Genomic DNA, 22,760 nt, shown 5'->3' on the forward strand with positions numbered 1-22,760 from the left:
ATTTTCCCGTAGGAAATGACTGAAAACTACTTTGAAAGATCTTTTAAGGTTTGTTTTCCTTCATTCATCAATTCATTGAAATGAGCTGGTTTTTGAGTTACATTAAATCGAGCAACAAGCTCATTCAACCTCCGCAGTTTGTCCTTGGATTCAGCTGATGAATCATCCTGAAACTCTTCTCGCAACAGGCGAATCTTTTCAGCATCTTGAATTCCTTCACGCAAACGTTCAAAGCGAATCGAACTTCTTGCATCAGGATAAACGATGTAGGTATCTCCAGCAGGCCAAGCCCGGAACCGCGAATCTAGTAGAGGATCTTTTACCCAACTGTTGTATGCCCAACGTAAAAAGCCATCGAAGTCAGCCGCCAGGGTGTACCAGCCAACAAACGCAGCTTCGGCAGGCTCAGAGAAGGTAAATACGTTTGGAAACTTGTCGGTGCAACATACATACCAAGTTGAGATATAGCCGCGATCTTTACGATATTGTCTAATTTCCGGTTCAATTTCTGCTCCAAAAGCGATGCTCAAATCAGTTAATTGATCCGGGAATTTTTGGTAATTGCGATGGTTGTCTGCAAAGCCAACTCCTAACTCCGGTGCTTGCTCTTTAAGCAACTTCATGGTGGCGCTCATTTCGGCGGGTGAACGTTCATCCATTGACATGCAAGTAATGTCCATCCATCCCTTTTGTTCCAAGTGATTAAGAAAGTCCTTCAGAAAAGGAGTCCAGACTTCTTCAAACTCTTTGGTTCCGGCCTTTGCCACCATTTTTACTTCTTCACCACTGGCAACATCATAGTAGTAAAGCTCATTTCCCCATGGAACCATTGAATAGCAACTAATTTGTTTGTCAATTCCCAAATCCATCATGAATTGTACCCACTGGTCAAAGATGGAGTAGTCATATGTCCAGCTTCCATCGGCCTGCTTATTCCAGGCAATCATAGAGCCAAAAGCATCTTCGGTTTGTCCACCCCAAGGACGGTTATTTAAGGTTGCCGTGATCACTTTCTGCCCGGCATCGGCCAACATCTTCATCAGAGGCTTTAGCAAGTCCCAGTGTGCTTCCGACCACAGCTCCACCTTGTGCACCCGAGCCACAGCATAAGGGTTTTGCCATAAATCCAAGTGGAATTTCCACTCCGACGTTTCCGGCAGTAGGCGATCTGAAATTTCAATGGTGAAGGTAAACTGACTATGTTTCTTTCCATTTAACTTCAATTGCATGGTTGATGTATACGTTCCAGGGGCAGCATCAGCAGGAATGTCAAACGTAAGCCAAACTGGCCGGGTTGATTGAGCTTCCATTTCAAAAGCAGGAAGCAGATCAAGTGCATCCGGACTAATTCGGGCAATAAAATCTTCAGGTTTGCGATAGCCACATCCGGGCCCAAACTCATCGGTTAAAACATAACGAACATAACGTGCCTGAGCAATCTCTGCAGGCAAAGTATTTCCATCTGTTGATTTGAAATCAGCAAATTGGCACTCCACAATTCCTGCTGATTCATTATTCCACAGAACCAGTTGTGCCGAAATTACTTCGTTACGCCAGGCAAATCCACTCCATGCGGATTCCGAAGCCAAGTTTGGAATGGAGCTCTTTTCGTAACGAGAATCGATTGATCCGATGGAAGCATGCAAACCTGCTTTCACGTCATTCCAATTGGCTAAAGTGTCCGGAGCCGGGTCAAGTGCCTCGGCATATGTCTGGGGGCGTTCAACCTTTGTGTTTGTTGAACATCCCAATAAAAAGACAAAAAATACAGCTAGTAGTAATACGTTCTTCATTTTATTTCGGGTTAAATTTATTATCAATCAATTGCAGGAAACGGATGAACTTCGGAGCGTTCATGCTCTTGCTTCATAATCTTCTCAATCTGTGCTACAATTTCCGGGTGTTCAGAAGCAAGGTCCTGCTGTTCCTGCGGATCTGTTTTCAGGTTGAACAGCTGAGTCGTCAGGTTACCATCATTCATTTGAGAGCGATAGCCTTTCCAATCTCCCATTCGTACCGCTTGTTGTCCGCCATAAGCTTTCATCGGAAATTCCCAGTAAAGAAACTCTTTTTCGCATTGTGTCTCTCCTTTTAGTGTTGGTAAAAAACTAGTGCCATCCGTTTCTGTCTCAGTCTGGAGACCAGCAATTTCATTCAAGGTCGGCATCACATCCCAAAAAGCAAATGGACTGTTGGTTTCTGATCCGGGGGCTACCACTCCGGGCCATGAAACAATTAAAGGAACCCGGATTCCGCCTTCCCTCAGAAAGCCTTTTCCCCAGCCCCATTCACTTTTAAAAGGCTTGGCACTATCGAAAAACGGAGAGTCTGTTCCCCCGTTAAAAGTTGGGCCATTATCGCTGGTAAACATGATTACCGTATTTTCATAAAGTCCTTCTTTCGTCAGTTTGTCAATCAGTTTTCCAACCTGCATATCCAGGTAACTAACCATGGCAGCGTAAGTTGCATGTGGTGTCCGGTTGGGAAAATATCCTTTTTGCCCCAAGTAAGGCTCTTCGTCACCGAACTGCTCCTGGTAGTAACTTAGGAATTCAGAATCAGCTGGCACTTGCAGCGGTGCATGTGGCAAGATTGGAGCAAAATACAGGAAAAACGGATTGGCTTTGTTCTGCTCAATAAACCGAAGGGACTCATCCAGCATCAGGTCAGGAGCATATTCTTTGGAAGTATACTTTTTATAGCTCGCCGGATCAAGTGGGTCACTCCCTTTGTCTAATGAAGTCCAAACTGGCGTGTACTCATTATCTAACAAAACTTGCTGATCATTCTTCCACAAATGTAGGTTGTAATAATTATGCCCTTGCCGCTGACACATGTCTCCATAGAAAAGATCAAAGCCCTGCTTATTCGGATGTCCTTCTGTTAACGGGCCTCCCAATCCCCATTTTCCAACACAGGCTGTACGGTAACCAGCTTGTTGCATTAATTCTCCAACAGTCACAATCGTATCCGGAATTGGACGTTGTCCTTCCAACCTGGGATCTGTGATCACTTCCCGAAAATCCCAGTTTTTCTTTGTGGCTCCCATCTCATCGTTGTTCCTTACATACGCATGACCGGAGTGTTTGCCCGTAAGCAGCACACCCCGTGATGGTGCACAAACCGGGCTTCCGCAGTAAAAGTCAGTGAAGCGAATTCCCTGAGAAGCCAACTGGTCAATATTGGGTGTTTTAATTTTTTGCTGACCATAGGCACCGAGTTCGGCATAGCCTAAATCATCAGCCAAAATAAATATGATATTGGGTTTAGTCTGCTCCTTTTCCTGCACTGCACATGAGTTGGCAGCCAGAGCTATGGGCATCATCAAAAAACCGAATGAACTTGCTTTTCCTAATCTCATTTCTTTTTGTTTTATATAGTCCAAGGCAAATCGCTGCAAAGAAAACTTCTTTCCTCGAAAAACTATATTATTTGTTATTCCCAGCTATAATCAGCTCCAATTTCGTCTTTCATGCCAGGACCAATATCAATTCCTTTTTCCCTTAACACGGGATATTTTTCTTTTACAATACGATAGAACGCATCAAAGGGCAATCGCTCCCCGCTGTTCCACATTTGTAATGCCAATGCAAATACGCGGGGAAAAACCCGTCGATCAATCATGTGTTCGTACACATACCAATCAGTCCACAAAGCACATCCCATGCCAAGAACCAAAGGATCAGGATCATCCAGATCCGATGGATTATTTTCATAAACGGTGCGCATATCAAATGTTCGGTCAGCAAAATACTTGGACCATGGACTTACCGGAAAGTTTAAATAACTATAATAATTGGTGTTCGCGATAACTTGGTAACCGTGTTGAATGGCATTCTTTAACGCCAGATCTTTGTGTCCTCGCCAATTCCACCAGTGAATAATCACATTATCCGGTAACTGGATATCATCTTGGTAAATAATATCGCCCCAAAAGATAGCTTTTTTATTTTTCGTTTTTAAATAGCTAGCTAATCGAGCTGAAAAATACATTTGAAGCTCATGGCTATTGGCCAAACCTTCCTCTTTAATTTTCCCCTGACAATGAGGACATCGGTTCCATCTTCCCTTTGGTGCTTCATCGCCTCCTAAATGGATGTATGATGACGGGAAAAGCTCACAAACTTCATCCAACACGTTTTCTAAAAAGGTATATGTTTCTTCTCTTCCCCCGCAAAACAAAACGTCTGAAAAGCTCATCACTGTTTTTGGAGTTTCTCTAAAACAACTTAACTCTGGATATGCTGTCAATGCTGCCTCTGAATGTCCCGGAACATCAATTTCCGGCACAACGGTTATGTGTAACTTTCGGGCATATTCAACAATCTCTTTAATCTCTTTCTGGGTATAAAATCCTTGCTGTTCTTTTCCTTCAGCCACCTTCGAACCAATCTCGGTTAGCTTTGGGTATTTCTTTATTTCAATACGCCAGCCTTGTCCCTCGGTCAGGTGCCAGTGAAAAACATTCATTTTCAGCATGGCCATGTGGTCCAGGTAACGCTTGATAAATTCAGGCGTTTGGTACTGCCGGCCAGAATCCAGCATAAAACTGCGCCAGGCATATTTGGGAGCATCAGAGATGAGGACTCCCGGAATCTGATAGCCAAGCAAGGAGTATTCATTTCCTGCCTGAACTTCTGCGGGCAAAAGCTGAAGCAAACTCTGTACCCCATAAAATAGTCCGGCCTCCGTGTTGGCTTTAAGCTGAATGGCTTTTTCATCAATTTTTAACTGATAGCCTTCCTTTCCAAATTCCTGCGGCAACTCGGTTAGTTGCAACTGAATGTCGCAAGAGGTACCCGATGTTCTTTTAATAGTTACATAGGCTTTCAAGCGTTCTGTCAGGTATTTTGCTACTTCTTTTTCTTTACCAGTGTAACCAATTGACAACTTTTCGCCAAACTGGTAAGCACTGGACGACATTTCAGTTTTTAAAGGGGTAGGTAGCACATGCTGCCCAAGAGCTGCAAAAGAACTAGTTATCATTAAAGCTCCAAGAAATAACCATTTTCCAAAACTCTTTGGTAAACTCAAGAAACGACTACCCCCATCATTGTATTGATGTAGATACAGTAGTCTATCAATAAAAATAATCAACCTTTTCATAATAGATTTAACAAACAGAAAGGACGAGCTCCAAACTCCTCCTTCATTTTTTACAATATCTTTTCTAACACAAGACTATGCTTGCCTTTTCTCCCCAATAACAGTTGACATCAACCTAACAGTCGATGCCTTTTATTTACAAGTTTAGGAGAGCTAAAAGCCCTCCCAAACTTTGAAGATTTACTATTCCCAACCGGGATTCTGTCCCAATTCAGGATTAAGCGTCAATTCGTTAGTAGGAATTGGTATAAGATAGTCACGTCCTGGTTTAAATTGATAACCAGACGGTAATACTTTCAGATAAGGATCGATGTAACCATCGCCATCAACCAACAAGGTTTCACCAATCACAATATCATATTCATTTTCCAAGTTACTTCCGATAAATTTAAAACCTTTCAGGCGTTTTCCCACAAAAAGATCGTGTGCACGCCAACGCATCAAGTCGTCAAAACGAAAACCTTCGCAAGCCAACTCAACTCTCCGCTCTCTTCTAATCTCATTGATAATTGGACTCAGACTTGGGAATTGCCAGTTTGAGTCGTTCGCAATATTATCCAATTGCAGGTGAGGCATGTTAACGCGGTCACGAAGCAGATTGACAGTCATGTCTAGATCTGCTTGAGTCAAGGTTCCCAACTCGGCCTTAGCTTCAGCATAAATCAACAGAATCTCGGCGTAACGATAAATGATCGAAGCTGTGGTTCCAACGCCTCCGGCTTTTTGTTGCTCATAATCAGGGCTACCTCCTTTGCGCAGTTGGAAACCGCTTGTATTACGGGCACTTCCTGTTTTTTCCAGGTCAGGCTTTTCAAAAACGACAGTCAATTCACCATTTTTAATTTCTTTAGCTGCTCCTGGCAAGTAAAGCGTTTGAGACAAACGAGGATCACGATCAGCAGTGATATCTTCCAGGCTTCCTTCACCTTGATATAAACTACTTGAAGCGATTGGTTGTCCGTCCGTATCCAAATAACTATCGACTAGCGACTTTGATAAGCCAGTATTTCCACCAATACGAGGGATATAGCGATGAACATTATGCGTGACGCCCAAATCGACATCATACTTTTTCCAGAAAATAACTTCACTATTTCCGGACAGGTCAACTTGATTGAAAAGCGTGTAGTAAGTATCATCTACATTCCCTGTGTTGTATAATGAATAATGACCATCATCAATGATCTTCTTAGCAGTTTCTGCAGCCAATTCCAAGTAATTTGTTCCATCAGATCCACTAACACCATAGTCCGTCCCGGCATGGTATTTCTCCCATGTTCCTTCAAAAAGGCAAATTCTGGCTTTCAAAGCCAAAGCAACATCTTTGTTTACCCGAAAAGCTTCCGCCTTATCTACAGCCGGTAGTTTTGCAATCGCTACATCCAAGTCAGCGATAATTGAATCTACAACAGCTTTCCTTGGTGTTCGCGCATCATATAATTCTTCTGAATCCGTTGACAAAGCTTTACTATCAAAAGGAACATCGCCGAACTTCTTAACCATTTTAAAATAAAGCAGAGCTCTAAAGAAATGGCCTTCACCAACGTAATTGTCAATGAGCGTTTGATCTCCTTCTACCGTAGCTGCACTTGTCAAGTAATAGTTTACCGAACGAATGTCTCCCCACTTCCAATCATCATCAGAGGTTGAAATATTCCAGTTGCCCGCCAAGCGGCTGTTGTAGGTTCCCGGAATCATGTTATCACTATTATTATCGAACCAGAAAACGCCACCACTCCAGCCACTATGAACCGGAAAGGCTCCATAAAAGCTATTGGCATACAACTTTAAATCGTTGGGTGTTTTCCAGAATGTCTGCGGAGCAATCTCATCCAACGGATAGCGATCTAAATAATCTTCAGTACAAGCAGACAAAACCGCCATAAATGCAATAGCTAAACCGATATATATTCGTAATTTCTTCATAATTATCAAGTTTTATAGATTAAAAGGATACATTCATTCCAAATGCTACACTTTTCTGTAAAGGATAGATTTTACCTGCTCCCCAAGAACCTCCCGTTGTTTCAGGATCAAAAACATCGCTCAGATCGGTGATTGTAAACAGGTTTTCGCCTGTGACATAAAAGCGAACTTTCGATAGCTTCAACTTCTGAACAAACATCTTAGGCAAGGTGTATCCCAATTGAATATTTTTTAGACGAACGTATGCTCCATTTTGCAAATAACGGGTTTGCTTATTTTGGTTTTTTCCACCGTTGGTTAAGTATGGACGAGAATAATAAGCATCTGGGTTATCTTCTGACCAGTAATCCAAGTGTGATTTGAAACCAGCTGACTGCCATACACCGCCGGTACCTCCCCAGAAATATGGGCCAGTAATCCAAAGATCACGTTTAGCAACTCCGGTCCAAAGCATTGAGAAATCAATCCCTTTCCAGTTTCCACCTGCTGACAGTGCATACTGGTATTGAGGCGTGCTATTACCAATGACCTTTTTATCACCAGGATTACCAACGGTATCATCCCCCCAATCAATCACACCATCGTCATTCAGGTCTTTGTACATGATATCTCCAGCTCTCCACTCTTGTCCACTAAGCTTTGACTGATCATGCCAATTATCAAAATCACTATCCTTTTGGGCGATACCTTCAGTTTCGTATCCCCAAATATCGCCTAACTCCTGACCTTCGTAGTAGGTAGTAAGAATACCAGTTGGGTTGCGGTATTTAGCGACTTTGGTTTTCGCGTTTGACAATGTTGCTTTTACGTAGTATGAGAACTCACGAATCTGATCTTTCCAACCCAATACCAACTCGAATCCACGTCCTTTCAACTCAGTGTTGTTTACCAAAGGAGCACTTGTTCCTAGTACTCCAGGCAAAGCTTCGGCTGGTCCAGGTAAGTCGCTAATGTAACGTTCAAACACATCTAACGAACCAGTTAAACGGTTATTTAACATTCCCCAATCCAAACCTACGTTAGTTGTTTTAACTTTCGTCCAAGTTAGGGTTGGGCTAATCAAACCAGGTAAAGAAGCATAGTTTGGTCGGCTATCTCCCATAATCCACCAGTTGTTAGTCTTAACAGGAATTGTTGGCACATACAGGTAAAGGAACTGGCTTTTATTGCCCAGTTGATCACCAAGCGATCCCCATGAACCTCTTATTTTCAGAATATCAATTGGTTCAACATTAAAAAAATCTTCTTTAGCCAGGTTATAACCTACCGATACAGAAGGGAACAATCCCCAACGTTCATCTCCTGGGAACTTAGAAGAGCCATCATAACGAGCATTCACTTCCAGCAGATACTTCTCTTTGTAGTTGTAATTGATCCGGCCAAAGAAACCACGGGTAGCCCAATGCCATTTGCTGTCGTTTACATCATCTTGCTCACTTGTTGCAGTGCTAATTGATGGTACTTCATCCGTAATCAAGCCTTGCTTTGAAGCAGACACCCACTCGTATTGTTCCAGTTCTTGTTGGAAACCAGCCAAAACACTAAAAGCATGTCCTGAGTCAAATTCTTTATCGTAAGTTGTAAAGATGTTTGGAGAAGAATAGGTCTTTTTACTGGCACTAGCTGAATAACTCGTATTTGTTCGACCAGTATACGTCAAATCGTTAGGACCATGCAGAATAACTGATCCATAGTGATTGTTGCCCATGTTCGACCTTACTGACCAGTTGTAGTCCAAGTTAATTTTCCAGTCCTTAATAGGCTCCAAAACAGCACCTGTTGAAATCAAAAAGTTATCTGTTGAGCTTTTACTCCGTCCTGACAAAAGGAAGGGAATCTCAGAACTTTGATGGTAATCCCCATCAGGCGTGTATAATGGGTTGGTTGGCCAGCGACGGGCAATATTGTGATAAAATAGAAACCGGTCATAGCTCGGACGATCGGTTACACTCCGTGTGTATTTTACATTGGCACGCAATGACAAAAAGCTATTCACATCACTCGTGATTTTTGAGTTCATCGTGTAGCGTTTGTACTCATCATCGCCATACTTCAACAGTCCTTTCTCATCATAGTAACCTCCGGATACATAGTAATTTACTTTATCCTTTTTCCCTGAAACACTCAAGGTATGGTTTTGGCGAGGGCTCGAATCTTTATAAAATACATCAAACCAATTGGTATTGGCATTGGCCGTCATGTAAGCTCCCCAACGATCAGGGTTTCCTGGTTCAGGGAATGTTCCATCAATGCTTGACGGATCCTTTGCGTATTGCTTAATGCGGTCAAGTACTTCATCGGAAAAAACCGGAGCAGAATCGCCGTCATTTAAACTAGCTTCGTTAAAATACCCTGCAAACTCCAAAGAGTTCATCATCTCTGGCAGTTTTAGCGGAGATGAAAAAGTAAAGGTGTTTGAATAGCTTACCTTAACGCCTTCTTTTCCTTCTTTTGTTGTAATAAGCACAACCCCATAAGCGGCGCGAGCACCATAGATTGCGGCAGAGGCAGCATCTTTCAAAACAGAGATGCTTTCAATATCATCAGGACTGATATCGTTGATGTTGTCAACAGGAACACCATCAACCAAAACATATGGGGCATCGGTTCCTTCAAGTGATCCAACCCCACGAATGCTCATTCCCATAGACGAACCGGGCTCTCCACCACCATCACCTACGCTAAAGTTCATACTTGGCAAAGCCCCCTGAATCGCCTGCTGCACGTTAGCAACCGGGCGGTTTTCCAAGGTCTCAGAAGTAACTTGTTCTACAGCTCCTGTTAAGTTCACCTTCTTCTGCACACCATAACCAACAGCAACCACTTCCTCAATGCCAATGGTTTCCTCTTCCATAACCACATTGATAACAGAATTACCTGACACAATGGTTTCGTAACTTCTCATTCCTACAAACGAGAATAATAAGGTAACGCCCTGTTTTACATCTTTCAAGACGTATTCTCCGGCATCGTTGGTGATTGTTCCCGAGGTCGTTCCTTTTACCATAACGGTTACACCAGGCAAAGGCAAACCAGAACCATCGGTAACTACCCCTGATATTGTTTTAGGTTGTTGGGTTGCTAACCATGCCTTTTCAGTGCTCAAGGCAATTTGGCGGTTGTTAATGATGTAAATGACATCAGAGTCTGTAAATAATTGATCCAGGACTTCATCAACAGTCCTGTCCTGTACGGAAATATGCACCTTCTTATTGACATCAATCTTACTTGCTTCATACATGAAGTAATATTCCGTTTGATTCTCAATTTCACTCAATACATTTTTGATGGTTACATCAGACATCTTAAGACTCAATCGGCTGTTTTGCGAATACGAGTCGATGGCGAATGTTTGACCAATAAAGATGCAAAGCATTATCAGCGTTATTCTCATTACCATAAACGGTTTAGAATCCCAGAAACTTCGTCGTTCTGAGATCGATAAAAAATCTTTTTTTTTCATAAATTTGTTTCGATTTGGAATTATTATTCAAATTGAATTATGCCTTCTGTTCGTCCAAAAGCTGAAGGCATGATGAAATCAAAGGGAGATGTTGTCGCATCTCCTTTTTAGTTGTTTTTGTGTTTTTTCACATAGGCAATCACGTTTTACACTTGTTAATACATGGTTATTTTAATGGGTGTATCTGGGTCTTGACTTAAAACGATGTTATAATTGATCGAGCAACTAAACCGAATTAGTTCCAGAATCTCTTCCACATCTTCGTGTAGAATTGTAGCAGTAAATATCAGTTCATAGATCTCTGGATTTCTAACATCAATTGAAACATTATACCAACGCTCTAGCTTTTTAACGACTTCCCTCATCGTCTCACCTTTAAAAATGAGCAAGCCTTTTTTCCATGAAGTAAATTGGTAAGTATCAACTTTCCGAATTGTCAAATCTTGTGTTTTCCGATTGTAATCTGCTTTTTCGCCAGGCTTCAAGTCATACTTTTGCGACTTGAGTTCCGGGCTTAGCTCAACAGCTCCCTGCTCCAGCACAACGCTTATGGTTTCATCATCAGCATAATTGCTAACATTAAAACTAGTTCCTAAAACGCGCACTTTTAGACCGTCGCAGTCAACCACAAAAGGAAGTTTCCGATTCTTGGCTACCTGAAAATAAGCCTCTCCATCAAGCGAAATCTCCCGGTTATCAGCAGAAAAATCGGTACTATATTGGATTGATGTTCCTCCGTTCAGCCAAATTGTAGATTGATCAGGCAAAGTTATTTTGGAGCTCTCACCATTGATTGTCGATACGGTTGTAAAATTGGAGGGCGTATCTTCGAAAGATGCGTCAATAATGGCATTTCCAATAAGGCCCCCGATCCCGATGATAAAGAACAGAATGGCAGCAATTCGCCACCTGAAAAGGCTTTTCTCAAGCTTGTACTGCCTAATTCGCTCTCGATACTTGTTCCAAGCCCTTGAAGTATTCACCGAATCATACTGTTCTAGCTGAGTGGCAATTTCAGAATGACTCGTTAGCTTTTTAAAAAGCTCTTTGTTGGCAGAACCAGCTTCTGTCCAACTCTTCAGTTCTTGGTGCTCTTCCCTTGTTTCCTTTCCAGTAATGTACTTTCCGAGAAACAGTCCTTTCCTTATCGCATCCTGTAGTTTCATTCCTTCTTTAAAAAAGTGTATCAATCCTAATTTTGTATGTACAACGACATCAAGAATGAAAAGGACTACAAGTGAAGAAAAAAAATTCTTTTTTTTAGAAAAGATGTTATTTCCCTCTAATCCAAGAGATAAAAAGCAACAATAAGTTATCCAATCGTTCGCGAAGAATTTTCATTGCGCGGGCTTTATGTGTTTTCACAGTGCTAATGGCAATCCCAATTTTATCAGCTATTTCTTTGGTTGAATAGTCTTTCAAAACCAATAGTAGCACCTGTTTCATTACTTTTGGAAGTTTATTGACTTCCTCATAAACAATATTAAAGGCTTCAACCCGCACCATCTCCCCAAAGAAGAAATCTACTTCTGCCTCCCCTTTCAGCTGATAGTCTTTATATTTGTTAGTTACTTTCTGATGTTTTATATGATCCAAACAATGATTACGAATGGAAGTGTAGAAAAAAGATTTGACCTGATACAGATTTTCAAAGATTCTTGGCTTCTCATAAAATGCCAGGAACACATCCTGAACAATGTCCTCGCATACAGCAAGGTCAGGAATGTATTTTGAAGCAAATGATGTAAACCCGGCATAAGTAGAATGGAAAAAGTCATGGATATCGACCTGTTCTCCCCCCTTTAACCGGATCCTGTTACTACTAATCATGTCAACACGTTCTAACTGAATTCATGTTCTACCTTAAGCAAGAATAAGCAAAGCTTCAAATATAATTCACTTTTCCTATTCTACCACAAAAGGGCCTCACTCTTCTCCAAATCAGTCACCACCTTTCATCTACAGCTAGTTTGACTAGCAGGTCTTTAAAACTGAATTTTAAAAACTTGCGCCATATCATCAACCACAGGAAAACCTCTTTCAATTTGCAAACCTTCAGTGGTCATTTTCCAAACAACATCCTGCTCTGAACCTAAAACAGACACATTTTTGATTTTCAAATTTGTTTTGGCAAACGCTTTCATCAGCAAGGATTCTTCAGCATTTGGACTTCCCAAAGTAGTTGCATAAACAACATCATTTTTCATTGTATAGCGAATGTCTTTTTCCGAATACTTCACATTCAAAAAATCCTGGTGATTATTGAAATGCCCTTCCGGTTGCACCGTTGGTCCTTCGCCATACGAAATCCAAAGACGGGTGTCATAAATAGCTTCACCATATTTTTTAAGCCAATCTCCCATTGATAGCAAAATTTGCTGTTGTCCATTGGGAATGGTTCCATCCGATTTTGGAGAAATATTAAGTAGCAATACACCATTCTTACTAACGATATCGATTAGCACATGAAGCACATCCGCAGCAGGCTTCAGAACCAAGTCTTCGGTGTAGCACCAGCTTCCTGTGCTCAATGTCTCATCAGTCATCCAAACCTTCTCACCCATCTTGTTTTTGCGCGACTTTTCCAGATCATCAACACTAACGGTCAGCGGCAAATCATCCTGCTTCCGGACAATGACAACTTCCTTATCCTGCTTTTGCGCTTCATTCAAGTAATAAGCGCAAAACTTTTGGCGATAGCTTTCCGGGATTTGGTCTAACCACGAATCAAACCAAATAATATCGGGTTGATACTTATCGATGACTTCTTTCAACTTTCCAAACCATACTTCTTCCAGCCACTTCTCTTCCGGAATGTTGCCATACAAATAATCCAGCTCTGGATCATGTTTGGATTGAGGCATTCCTTCAATCAGCGGATAATGGCTATTCTCAAAGTTCTTCTCTCCTTCCTTTCCCCAATAACGTTGAAGATTTCGGGCATGATGGAAGGTTGTAATAAACTTCATCCCCCGCGCTTTAATCTCCTTTCCCAACTCCCCGGTTATATCTTGATGCGGTCCTTTATTCATCGCATTCCAGGGAGTAATTTCGCTATCCCACATCGAAAAGCCATCATGATGCTCGGCTACCGGACCAGCAAAACGAGCGCCCGCCTTTTCAAACAGATCAGCCCATTGGCTAGCATCAAAATGCTCGGCTTTAAACATGGGAACAAAGTCGTGATAGCCAAATTCGGATGGATGTCCATACGTTTTTAGATGATGCTTATAAACGAGTCCATCAGACCAACCATGTTCAAAATGCATGTGTCGCGGATACCACTCCGTTTTAAAGGCTGGCACCGAATAAACACCCCAATGAAAATAGATGCCAAATTTGGCATTTTTAAACCAGTCAGGCTCCTCATTGTGCTTAGCCAATGATTCCCAGCTATCCTCATAACTTGAGGTTTGTTCCGATGAGGTTGTTCCACAACCAAAGAGAACAACCAGCATTATCAATAGAAAACTATTTCGTTTCATTTATCAATATATCTAGAATTGCACTAAAATCTTCAATAGTGAGCCGGGGCTTTCTGCCCATGTTTTCATCATCAATCCAGCTTTTTGCACCGTCACCACTTTCGACACTAACAGATCCAAGTTGGGTGACGTTTTGCTCAGGTATTTAATGACCGCTTCAAAGTCAGCCGGATTAGCATTGCGTGAGCCCATAATCTCCAATTCTTTCTGCACCCACAGTTTGGTCGGAATGGGCACATCGGTTCCGGCATAGCCAATACATACCACTCGACCAGCGAAAGCAACTTCTTCAATGGCACTTCGATAAGTATGTGGATCTCCTGCAGCCTCCACTGCTACGGAAGGGCCATCGCCATGAGTCATTGACTGAACTTCGTCGTGCAAATCTTGTGTCCGAGAGTTGATTGTAAAGTCAGCTCCCAACTGTTTTGCAACGGTCAGTTTCTCATCGTCAATATCAACGGCAATTACTATTGCGCCTCTACGTGCAGCCCGAACAATTGCACCGGCCCCAATCATCCCACATCCAAAAACCATGACTGTATCCGAATCTGTCACCCGGGCATTGTCAATGGCGTGAAAGCCCACTGTCAAAGGCTCCACTAGGGCTAATTGAATTGCATTCAATGCATTAGCGACCAATACCTTCTCCCAAGGAACAGCAATAAATTCAGACATGGCACCATCGCGCTGTACTCCAAGCGTTTGGTTATACCGACAAGCATTATATCGTTTCTGCTTACACGATGTACATTGCCCACAATGAGTGTATGGAACGACCGTTACATTTTGCCCAATAGCTAATGAATCTGGCACCTGATTCCCAAGAGTAACAATCTCAGCAGAAATCTCATGGCCAGGAATCCGGGGGTAAGTCACCATTGGATTCTTTCCTAAAAATGTACTCAAATCTGATCCACAGAATCCAACGTATTTCACTTTCAATAAAACATCCCCGCTTCCAACTTCCGGCAATGGACGTTCAACGATCTTTATTTCACCAGCTTTCGCTATTTCTATTGCTTTCATTTATTTATTAAGACATTAGATGTTAGAATTTAGCTATTAGATGCGCTATCCATACTCCGAAACCCAAAGCCCAAGCTTCAACCTTTCAAGAAACTATTGCCCTCCAGAATGAGCTTTGCTTCTGGGTATTTCCGGACTTATCATGAGGCCGACAACTGATAAATCTTCACGGCATTTTCATAAAAAATCTGATGCTGTTCCTCGCTGGTTAACTGCTTCATCGCTTTGTTAACTACTTGAATCCAACAAGCATATCGAGTAGCTACCAAGCATACCGGCCAGTCAGAACCGAACATCAAGCGTGAAGGTCCAAATGCCTCCAATACCATATCAAAATATGGCTGTAGCTGGGCTTCGGTCCAGTGCCAGTAATCTGCTTCGGTAACCATCCCACTGAGTTTACAGGCAACATTAGGGCGAAGTGCCAACTCCCTCAGATTTTTACTCCAGTTTTCAATTTCATTATTTCGAATATTGGGTTTGGCTATGTGATCCACGACAAACTGCTGCTCTGGATGTTGATCGACAAACCGGATTGTTTGTGGTAACTGATGTTCAAAAATCAGGATATCATACACCAAACCATAGTTCTTCAATAAGGCCACCCCTCGATTAAACGCTTTCCCCAAGATAAACTCAGGATCAGGTTCTCCCTGTACCACATGCCGTACCCCTTTTAACCAAGGATTGTGCGAATACTTTTCCAGAAGAGATTCAATTGCGGCATCACGCAAAGGCATCCACCCAACAACTCCTTTCATGAATTTATTTTCGATCGCCAGTTGCAGCAACCAAGCTGTCTCTTCCATGCTTTGCCTGGCCTGAACGGTAACAACACCTTCAACACTGTTCTCATCCAATTCAATTGCCAGATCTTCTGGAAAGTAGTTTCTCCGAATCGTTGCCATGTCGTCATCAATCCATCCAAATTCTTCGGAATTATAGGACCAAAAATGATGATGTGAATCAATTATCATAGTCTCAGTTTTATACGAAAGGATACGTAGGATCAATCACTCCTCGTGTTTTAAGCTCGTCCCAAAAAGCCCGCGGCAATTCAGTTTCCAACACTCGCTTATTATTGGCCATTCGCTTGGGCTTACTCGGATTAAGAGCTACGGCCTTAATCTGAGGTGCAGACAAGGCAAACTTCAAGCAGGCATCGCCAGGCTTCACCTGATACTTTTGGCAAACCTTGAAAAAGTTTTCTCGCCATTTAAAAAGTTTTTGGTCAGCAAGATTCGTTGGATTCGGAATGCGGTAATCGAAATAGGCTCCTCCAGTTAGAAATCCGGCATTAAAAATTGCCGAATTAATCACACAGGTTCCATTGTCATCCAGTTGCCGAATAAAATCAACGATAGCCTGAGGATGATGATAAAGCGTAAATTTATTGGCAAACATCACCCAGTCAAAATTGACGTACTGGTACAGCTCCAAAATAACAGACCAATCCTTTGCACCAATTCCAACGGCCTTAACTTCTCCCTTTTCCTTTAGCTCAAACAAAGCCCGATAAGCACCTAAAATATCGGTCATCCGTTGCTGACGGTCATTTTCATTTTTGGCGGCCGCTAAGTACTCATCCGGATCATGAACAGATACCACTTGCTGTTTATACTTCGGCCCCAGTAGTTGAGCTCCTTGCTGCCAACATTCCAGGATACCATCGTAACTGATCTTCTGAACAGCATCGTATTTCAAATTAGCCCACGCCCCCGGCTCGAATGTTGGTTCAGTGGTTTTCAAGGGTACCCGATACCAAGCTAACTTATTACTAATGGTAATCTGCCGGGGATCAATTCCCAATTCATCCAATCCTTGACCAATGACTTCCAAAGCCAATCCAGCTCCGTATTTCCCTGCACTATCAATCATCACAGGGCCATCCGCTACCTTGAACCATTCCTTCATCAGGGCTAGTTTCTCACTCTTACTTAACGCTCGATACAAATTACCTAAATAGCTTGTCCCATAAATTATTCGCGGGAAATTCAATTGGCAATTAGCCTTTGTATTTATCTTACTCATGGGCTTGTTTTTGCCGGCCATCAATCGCATCAAAAGTCTGCCGTTGATCCATCTCATAAATACGTTCCATCAACACCCACTTTTCGCCAGCGGTTGCCTCAGAACTGGTGCGTTGAAACTGAGAAACGTAAGCCTCCCATTCCGCTTGTCTTGGTTTCTCCGCCAAGGCCTTCATTGCCGCGTCATGATCAAAATCCGCAACTGTATCCATAATCATAAACAGCCTGTTTTCGTGGATGTAGATTTCCATATCGAGGATTCCAATCTCCTTCATCCCTTGGCTTATTTCGGGCCAAGACGCTTCAGGCTGATGCACTTTTTTATAGGCTTCAATCAATGCTGGATCATTTTCCAGTTGAATTGTTTTACAGTATCTCTTAAACTTCATTGCAACCTGTTTTATCAACTTCAAATTTTCAATAAAGAATTCATTGATTCCAAACGACATATCCAGATATTATCATGCAAAGCTTTGCGCTAAGCTTTGCAATTTAAAAAAACTACTAAAGAACATATGCAGTTGCTTTTCAACACCTCTTCATTGAAAGAAAAAACTATTTTTGTGAAAAGAGGATGACTATGACGAGCAGGCACATTTCATTAAAAGACCTGGCTAAAGAACTAAATGTATCCATCTCCACGGTTTCGAGAGCGCTGAGAGATCATCCCGACATTAGTTCTGAAGTGAAAGAGAAAGTAAAGCAATTAGCTCTCTCCAAAAACTACACGCCCAACCCGCTAGCAATGGGTTTACTAAAACAGGAAACCCGCATGATTGGTGTGATTGTTCCTGATTTGGTTACTCATTTTTATGCTTCCATTATTTCAGGGATTGAGCAAGTAGCCAATGAGATGGGCTATTTTATTTTACTCGCCAGCTCAAATGAATCGGTTGAAAAAGAGAAACAAGCCATTGAGAATTTGTTAAAAGCCAGGGTTGAAGGTTTTATTATTTGTCAGACACAGGAAACCCAGAGCACAGAGCATTTCGAAGCCTTGATCGAACGGAGTATTCCCTTGGTCTTTTTTGATCGTATTTGCCTTTCCGATCGGGTTCCTACGGTGACTGTTGACAACAAAGCCGCAGCCCAGAAAATTACGCAGCATTTTTATCAGCAGGGCTATCGCCGAATTGCCTTTATATCAGGACCCGACCAGCTAAATATTACGAAGGAGCGTATGGCTGGCTACCTGGAAGGGCTAAAACAATCTGGTCTTCCCGAAGATCCAGAACTAATTGAGCACTGCAACCTATCATTTGAATCAGCCAAACAAGCAATGGCCCGACTGCTGGATACTGCCAATCCTCCTGATGCTGTATTTGGCATTAACGACACAGTAGCTTTTGCAGCGATGCAAAAAATTAAAGAACGGGGATTAAAAATTCCCGATAACGTTGGCTTAGTTGGGTTTACAGACGATTTTCATGCGATGGTGGTTGATCCTCCCTTAACCTCAATCACTCACCCTACTTATGCTATTGGGCAAGAAGCAGCTCGCCTGTTCTTCCAAAGCAAGGACAACAAGCAGTATTCCACACCCGTTGTATTACAAACCCAATTGATCATTCGGAAATCTTCTCAAAAGACATGTCATGGAGATCATGATGATGCAGAAACGGCTTGGTGATAATAGAGAACTAAACACAACGATATGACTACAACTACTAACGACAATGAAAAACGGTTAAAGTGGCATAAAGCTTACGAAACCGGAATTGAAAGAATTGACTTTGAACACAAAGTTTTTCTGGAGTTGATTAACTCCTTTTGTTACGCCATCAATAATCAACTAGCGGCTAAAGATTTGAGCCGACTCATCTCTGAAATAGAAAAATATGCTGAGTTTCATTTCATCAGCGAAGAGAATTTCATGAGACGTATCAATTATCCCGATTACAATAAACACCAGAAAGACCATTTTGAGCTGCTGGAATACCTCAATCTTTATAAACACAAAGCAGAGGATTTTGGTCAATATGCCCGTTTCCTGCACCAATGGTTTGTGAACCACACCATTCATGAGGATATTAAAATAAAAACCTTCATTCAGGAAAACAACATTGATGTCGATCAATATTATTATAACCTAAACATTAGCAAGTGAAAGACTTTAGGCAACCCAAACTTCTAATCGTTGATGATAAACAGGAGAATACCGAGCTAATTACCAAATTACTCCATCCACTGGATTTTGAGGTACTCCAAGCGACATCGTGTAAACAAACACTTGACCTATGCGAACAAATTGAATTTGAACTAGTCTTACTCGATGTCAGAATGCCAGTCAATAGTTTTGAAACATGCCATAAGATAAAATCATCAAAAAAGAATCAGGAAACGCCAGTGATTTTCCTGGCCGAGAAGACCGATTTCGAAAACATTTCTGAAGCCTTTAAACACAGTTGCAGGGATATTATTTTGAAACCTTTTCAAGCCGAAGAACTTCTTTCGAAAGTAACGATCCATACATTGATTCAGCAGCAACAAAAGCAACTTAACCAGCTGATTGAAACGCGCAATCAAATCTATTCGTTGATTGCCCATGATCTTCGCAATCCATTCAATGCATTAATCGGTCTATCTGATCTAATTTTGAAAGACCTGAATGATTCAGATCCACACAAGCAAAACGTTAAGCTAATCAACGGGATTTCGAACCAGACGTTAAACTTACTGGATGAGCTTTTAAGTTATTCCCGAAACATACAAACAGGACAAATAGCAAGCAGTCAAAAGATTTTAGCCAAACAAATCATTGAGGAAGCAATCAATACAATTTCTTGTTCTGCGGCATTAAAGAAGATCACCATCACCTTTTCCTGCGAACCAGAGGTGAAAATTTCTGGCGATCGAAATATCTTGCTTAGCGCCATTAGGAACCTATTGAGTAACGCCATCAAATTCACGCGTATTAATGGGCACATAGCAATTGACACCAAGGCAACCAATGACTGTCTGGAAATTGCTATTTCGGACAACGGCATTGGCATGGATGAAACAACAATCAATAACCTGTTCAACTTAAAAAATCGTGTTAGCCTGAAAGGGACAGCCGGAGAAGCAGGAACAGGCTTTGGACTTATATTAACCAAAGAACTAATCAACTTACATCAAGGGGAGATTGAAGTCAACAGCAAGCTGAATGAGGGCTCTACCTTTACGCTCAAATTACCAATTCAAGAAAGTAACTAGCCGAAAAAAGGGTAACAGCTCATTCGCAATTACCCTTTCCCAATTGAGATTCTCCCAATATTATTCAGCCTTAATCGATAGTTCGGCTGCTTTCAGGCCTTTTCCTTTTACTTTGAGTGAGATCTCACCGGCTTCATCTTTTAAGGATTGCAGGGTAACCACCAGCTTACCACTAAAAGCCTGCATAGTTGGCTTGTGAAACAACTCCAGCGAAGTGGCATCGCCATTGCAAACAGCCCGGAACTTCCCTGCTCCACTCACACTAAAATTCAGCTGATTCGTGGCATTCGGACAAGGATTTCCGTTTCGGTCAACAACCGTCACTGTTACATAGCTCAGGTCTTTTCCATCGGCGTCAATCACCGTTCGGTCAGCTTCCAACTCGAGATGATGCGGTTTTCCAGCCGTATGAATCTCCTTTTCGGCTACCGGATTGCCAGCCTTGTCAAAAGCAACTACTTTCAGGCTTCCGGGCTCATAACGAACATCCATCCACATCAACCGGTAACGGTGCTGGTTGCTCTCCCGGCTCTTGTGCTGAATCCCCTGGCTCACCCCGTTAACAAACAGTTCTGCACTGTCGTAGTTGGTGTAAACAAACACAGGAGTTACTTGGCCTTTGCGACCTTCCCAGTTCCAGTGCGGAAGTACATGTAGAGTTTCATCCTTTGTGTTCCAGCGGCTCCGGTAAAGGTAATAGCGGTCTTTGGGAAGTCCGGCCAGGTCGCAGATGCCAAAGTAGGAACTGCGCGAAGGCCAGGCTTCATCATAAGGAGTGGGCTCCCCCAGGTAATCAAATCCAGTCCAGACAAACTCGCCAATCACCCAGGGCTTATCATCCTGCAGTACAAAATCATCATCCGGGACATTGGACCAACTACAGGCTTCCAGATCATAGGAGGAACACTGCAGGTCATCATAGGTCTTGTTTTTACCAGGCTCCACTGGAAATTTGTAAATTCCACGGGAGCTGACTGTTGATGCCGTTTCCGATCCCAGGATAAACCCCTGCGGAAAGCGCTCATAAGCTTCCTCATACAAATGCACCCGGTAATTCAGTCCGGGGATGTCCATTATTGCTCCAAAGCCACTTTTCATCGTGGCATTCACCTGGTCCATCCCAACTGTTACCGGTCGGGTCGGGTCTTCCCGGTGAAAGATCTCCTGCAGCCACTTGGCTCTTTTCACGCCCACACTGCCATGTTGGTCCGGCACTTCATTACCCGAACTCCACATCACAATACTGGGGTGATTGCGGGTTGCATGAACCAGGTTCACCACATCCTTTTCGGCCCACACATCAAAAAAGCGGTTATAGCCATTCTTCACCTTGGGCTTAGCCCATTCGTCAAAGCTTTCGGCCAAAAACAAAAAGCCCATCTCATCACAAAGCTCCAGTTGTTCCATCGAAGGCATGTTGTGTGAAGAACGGATGGCATTGCAACCCATATCTTTCAAGATCGTTAACTGCCGACGCAAGGCAGCCGTATTCACGGCAGCTCCCAAAGGCCCCAGGTCGTGATGCAGACACACTCCTCTAAACTTGGTGGACTCTCCATTCAGCAAAAAGCCATGTTCAGCCGTGTAGCTGATTTCGCGTACACCAAAGCGAATCGTTTCTTCATCTTTTAGTTCATTGCCCTGGTAAAGCTTAAGTTCGGCATAGTATAAATTCGGGTGCTCCGGCCCCCATAATTGCGGAGACGAAATCCCCAGGTTCAGTTCAATTTCATCGCCAAACTGCTGCGAAGAAGCGTTGGAGGCAATTAGCTTACCGGCTGCATCTTTAATCTGCGCTTCAACCCGAACGTCCTTTCCATTCACCCGCGATTGAATCTGAACCTTAGCCTGATCGTCAGAAATAAACGGAGTAGTAATAAAAGTTCCCCAGTGCTTAAAGCTCACTTGATCCTTTACAATCAACTGAACTTTCCGGTATAAGCCGGCTCCGGGATACCAACGCGAAGCAAAAGACTGGTTTTCCAGGCGAACAGCCAACAGGTTCTCTCCTTCTTTATTCAGGTAGTTGGTAATATCGAAATAGAAGTAGCTGTAGCCGTAGGGGCGCTCCCCTACTTTCTGACCATTGACATACACCTGAGCTTCGCTCATGGCGCCATCAAAAACCAGCAAAGCCTTTTTATCCGAAGTTAAATCAGGCACGGCAAATGTTTTTCGGTACCAGCCCACGCCAATATGCGGCAACGCACCGGTTCTTCCGGTCTTTTCAGTAGCTACCTTTTCCTTGTTTTGGGTAATCAAAACGGTTTGTTTATCCACCTCCGGGTCAAACGGACCGTAAATCGCCCAGTCGTGCGGAACCGATACCGTCTCCCAGCCTGCTGTTGACAGGCCTGGCTGTTCTGCGCCGGAAACATCTTCCCGCGTAAACTGCCAGTTAGCATCTAATTGGGAAACCTGCCTCGGAGGAGGAGAAGCAGAGCAAAGCATAAGCCAAATGCTCAAAATAATAGTTAAATGAGTTAGTAGTTTCATCTTCTAATTTTTAATGACTCAGCTAAATTA

Annotated in this window: 16 protein-coding genes; 3 read left to right on the forward strand and 13 right to left on the reverse strand. The window is 42.6% G+C overall.

Annotated elements, in window-relative coordinates; all coding sequences use genetic code 11:
* Positions 1-26: 26 nt before the first annotated feature.
* The 12 genes from BM156_RS15930 to BM156_RS15985 all read right to left on the reverse strand — a co-directional run bounded on the left by BM156_RS15930 (position 27) and on the right by BM156_RS15985 (position 17,428).
* Positions 27-1,793, reverse strand: coding sequence for a DUF4091 domain-containing protein (locus tag BM156_RS15930; protein ID WP_093920897.1), 1,767 nt, complete (start codon positions 1,791-1,793; stop codon positions 27-29).
* A gap of 23 nt (positions 1,794-1,816) precedes the next feature.
* A complete protein-coding gene (locus BM156_RS15935; protein ID WP_212733534.1) occupies positions 1,817-3,361 on the reverse strand; it encodes an arylsulfatase in 1,545 nt (514 codons plus the stop codon).
* A 74-nt stretch (positions 3,362-3,435) separates the two neighbouring features.
* Complete coding sequence (locus BM156_RS15940) at positions 3,436-5,106, reverse strand: beta-N-acetylhexosaminidase (protein WP_212733535.1); 1,671 nt, start codon at positions 5,104-5,106, stop codon at positions 3,436-3,438.
* Positions 5,107-5,289: 183 nt separating this feature from the next.
* The gene (locus tag BM156_RS15945; protein ID WP_093920898.1) at positions 5,290-7,032 is read right to left on the reverse strand and encodes a RagB/SusD family nutrient uptake outer membrane protein; all 1,743 of its coding nucleotides are present in this window, start codon (positions 7,030-7,032) and stop codon (positions 5,290-5,292) included.
* 19 nt (positions 7,033-7,051) lie between these two features.
* The gene (locus BM156_RS15950; protein ID WP_212733536.1) at positions 7,052-10,426 is read right to left on the reverse strand and encodes a TonB-dependent receptor; all 3,375 of its coding nucleotides are present in this window, start codon (positions 10,424-10,426) and stop codon (positions 7,052-7,054) included.
* Positions 10,427-10,650: 224 nt separating this feature from the next.
* Positions 10,651-11,661 carry a FecR family protein gene (locus BM156_RS15955; protein WP_093920900.1) on the reverse strand — a complete coding sequence of 337 codons (1,011 nt, stop codon included), beginning with the start codon at positions 11,659-11,661 and terminating at the stop codon, positions 10,651-10,653.
* Positions 11,662-11,767: 106 nt separating this feature from the next.
* Positions 11,768-12,325, reverse strand: a complete 558-nt coding sequence (locus BM156_RS15960) for a sigma-70 family RNA polymerase sigma factor (RefSeq protein ID WP_093920901.1) — start codon at positions 12,323-12,325, stop codon at positions 11,768-11,770.
* Between the two features lie 155 nt (positions 12,326-12,480).
* Positions 12,481-13,980 (reverse strand): alpha-L-fucosidase, encoded by a 1,500-nt coding sequence (locus BM156_RS15965; RefSeq protein ID WP_093920902.1) that lies wholly within the window; start codon positions 13,978-13,980, stop codon positions 12,481-12,483.
* 12 nt (positions 13,981-13,992) lie between these two features.
* The gene (locus tag BM156_RS15970; RefSeq protein WP_093920903.1) at positions 13,993-15,009 is read right to left on the reverse strand and encodes a zinc-binding alcohol dehydrogenase family protein; all 1,017 of its coding nucleotides are present in this window, start codon (positions 15,007-15,009) and stop codon (positions 13,993-13,995) included.
* A 140-nt stretch (positions 15,010-15,149) separates the two neighbouring features.
* Positions 15,150-15,986, reverse strand: a complete 837-nt coding sequence (locus BM156_RS15975; protein ID WP_093920904.1) for an amidohydrolase family protein — start codon at positions 15,984-15,986, stop codon at positions 15,150-15,152.
* A gap of 10 nt (positions 15,987-15,996) precedes the next feature.
* Complete coding sequence (locus BM156_RS15980) at positions 15,997-17,040, reverse strand: aldo/keto reductase (protein ID WP_093920905.1); 1,044 nt, start codon at positions 17,038-17,040, stop codon at positions 15,997-15,999.
* The gene (locus BM156_RS15985) at positions 17,033-17,428 is read right to left on the reverse strand and encodes an L-rhamnose mutarotase (protein WP_093921007.1); all 396 of its coding nucleotides are present in this window, start codon (positions 17,426-17,428) and stop codon (positions 17,033-17,035) included. Before BM156_RS15985 ends, BM156_RS15980 begins: the two co-directional genes overlap by 8 nt.
* Positions 17,429-17,619: 191 nt before the next feature.
* On the opposite strand from BM156_RS15985, the gene BM156_RS15990 reads away from it, so the two are divergent.
* Genes BM156_RS15990 through BM156_RS16000 form a run of 3 tightly spaced genes read left to right on the forward strand, consistent with a single transcriptional unit; the run spans position 17,620 to position 20,234 of the window.
* Positions 17,620-18,669 carry a LacI family DNA-binding transcriptional regulator gene (locus BM156_RS15990; protein ID WP_093920906.1) on the forward strand — a complete coding sequence of 350 codons (1,050 nt, stop codon included), beginning with the start codon at positions 17,620-17,622 and terminating at the stop codon, positions 18,667-18,669.
* Between the two features lie 24 nt (positions 18,670-18,693).
* Entirely contained in the window at positions 18,694-19,146 is a 453-nt protein-coding gene (locus BM156_RS15995) for a bacteriohemerythrin (protein WP_093920907.1), read from the forward strand.
* Entirely contained in the window at positions 19,143-20,234 is a 1,092-nt protein-coding gene (locus BM156_RS16000; RefSeq protein ID WP_093920908.1) for a hybrid sensor histidine kinase/response regulator, read from the forward strand. The genes BM156_RS15995 and BM156_RS16000 overlap by 4 nt, the downstream gene beginning before the upstream one ends.
* A gap of 60 nt (positions 20,235-20,294) precedes the next feature.
* Here BM156_RS16000 and galB read toward each other — a convergent pair whose 3' ends face one another.
* The gene (gene galB, locus BM156_RS16005; RefSeq protein WP_093920909.1) at positions 20,295-22,730 is read right to left on the reverse strand and encodes a beta-galactosidase GalB; all 2,436 of its coding nucleotides are present in this window, start codon (positions 22,728-22,730) and stop codon (positions 20,295-20,297) included.
* Positions 22,731-22,760: the final 30 nt, after the last annotated feature.

This window comes from Sunxiuqinia elliptica (assembly GCF_900113005.1).
Lineage (GTDB): Bacteria > Bacteroidota > Bacteroidia > Bacteroidales > Prolixibacteraceae > Sunxiuqinia > Sunxiuqinia elliptica.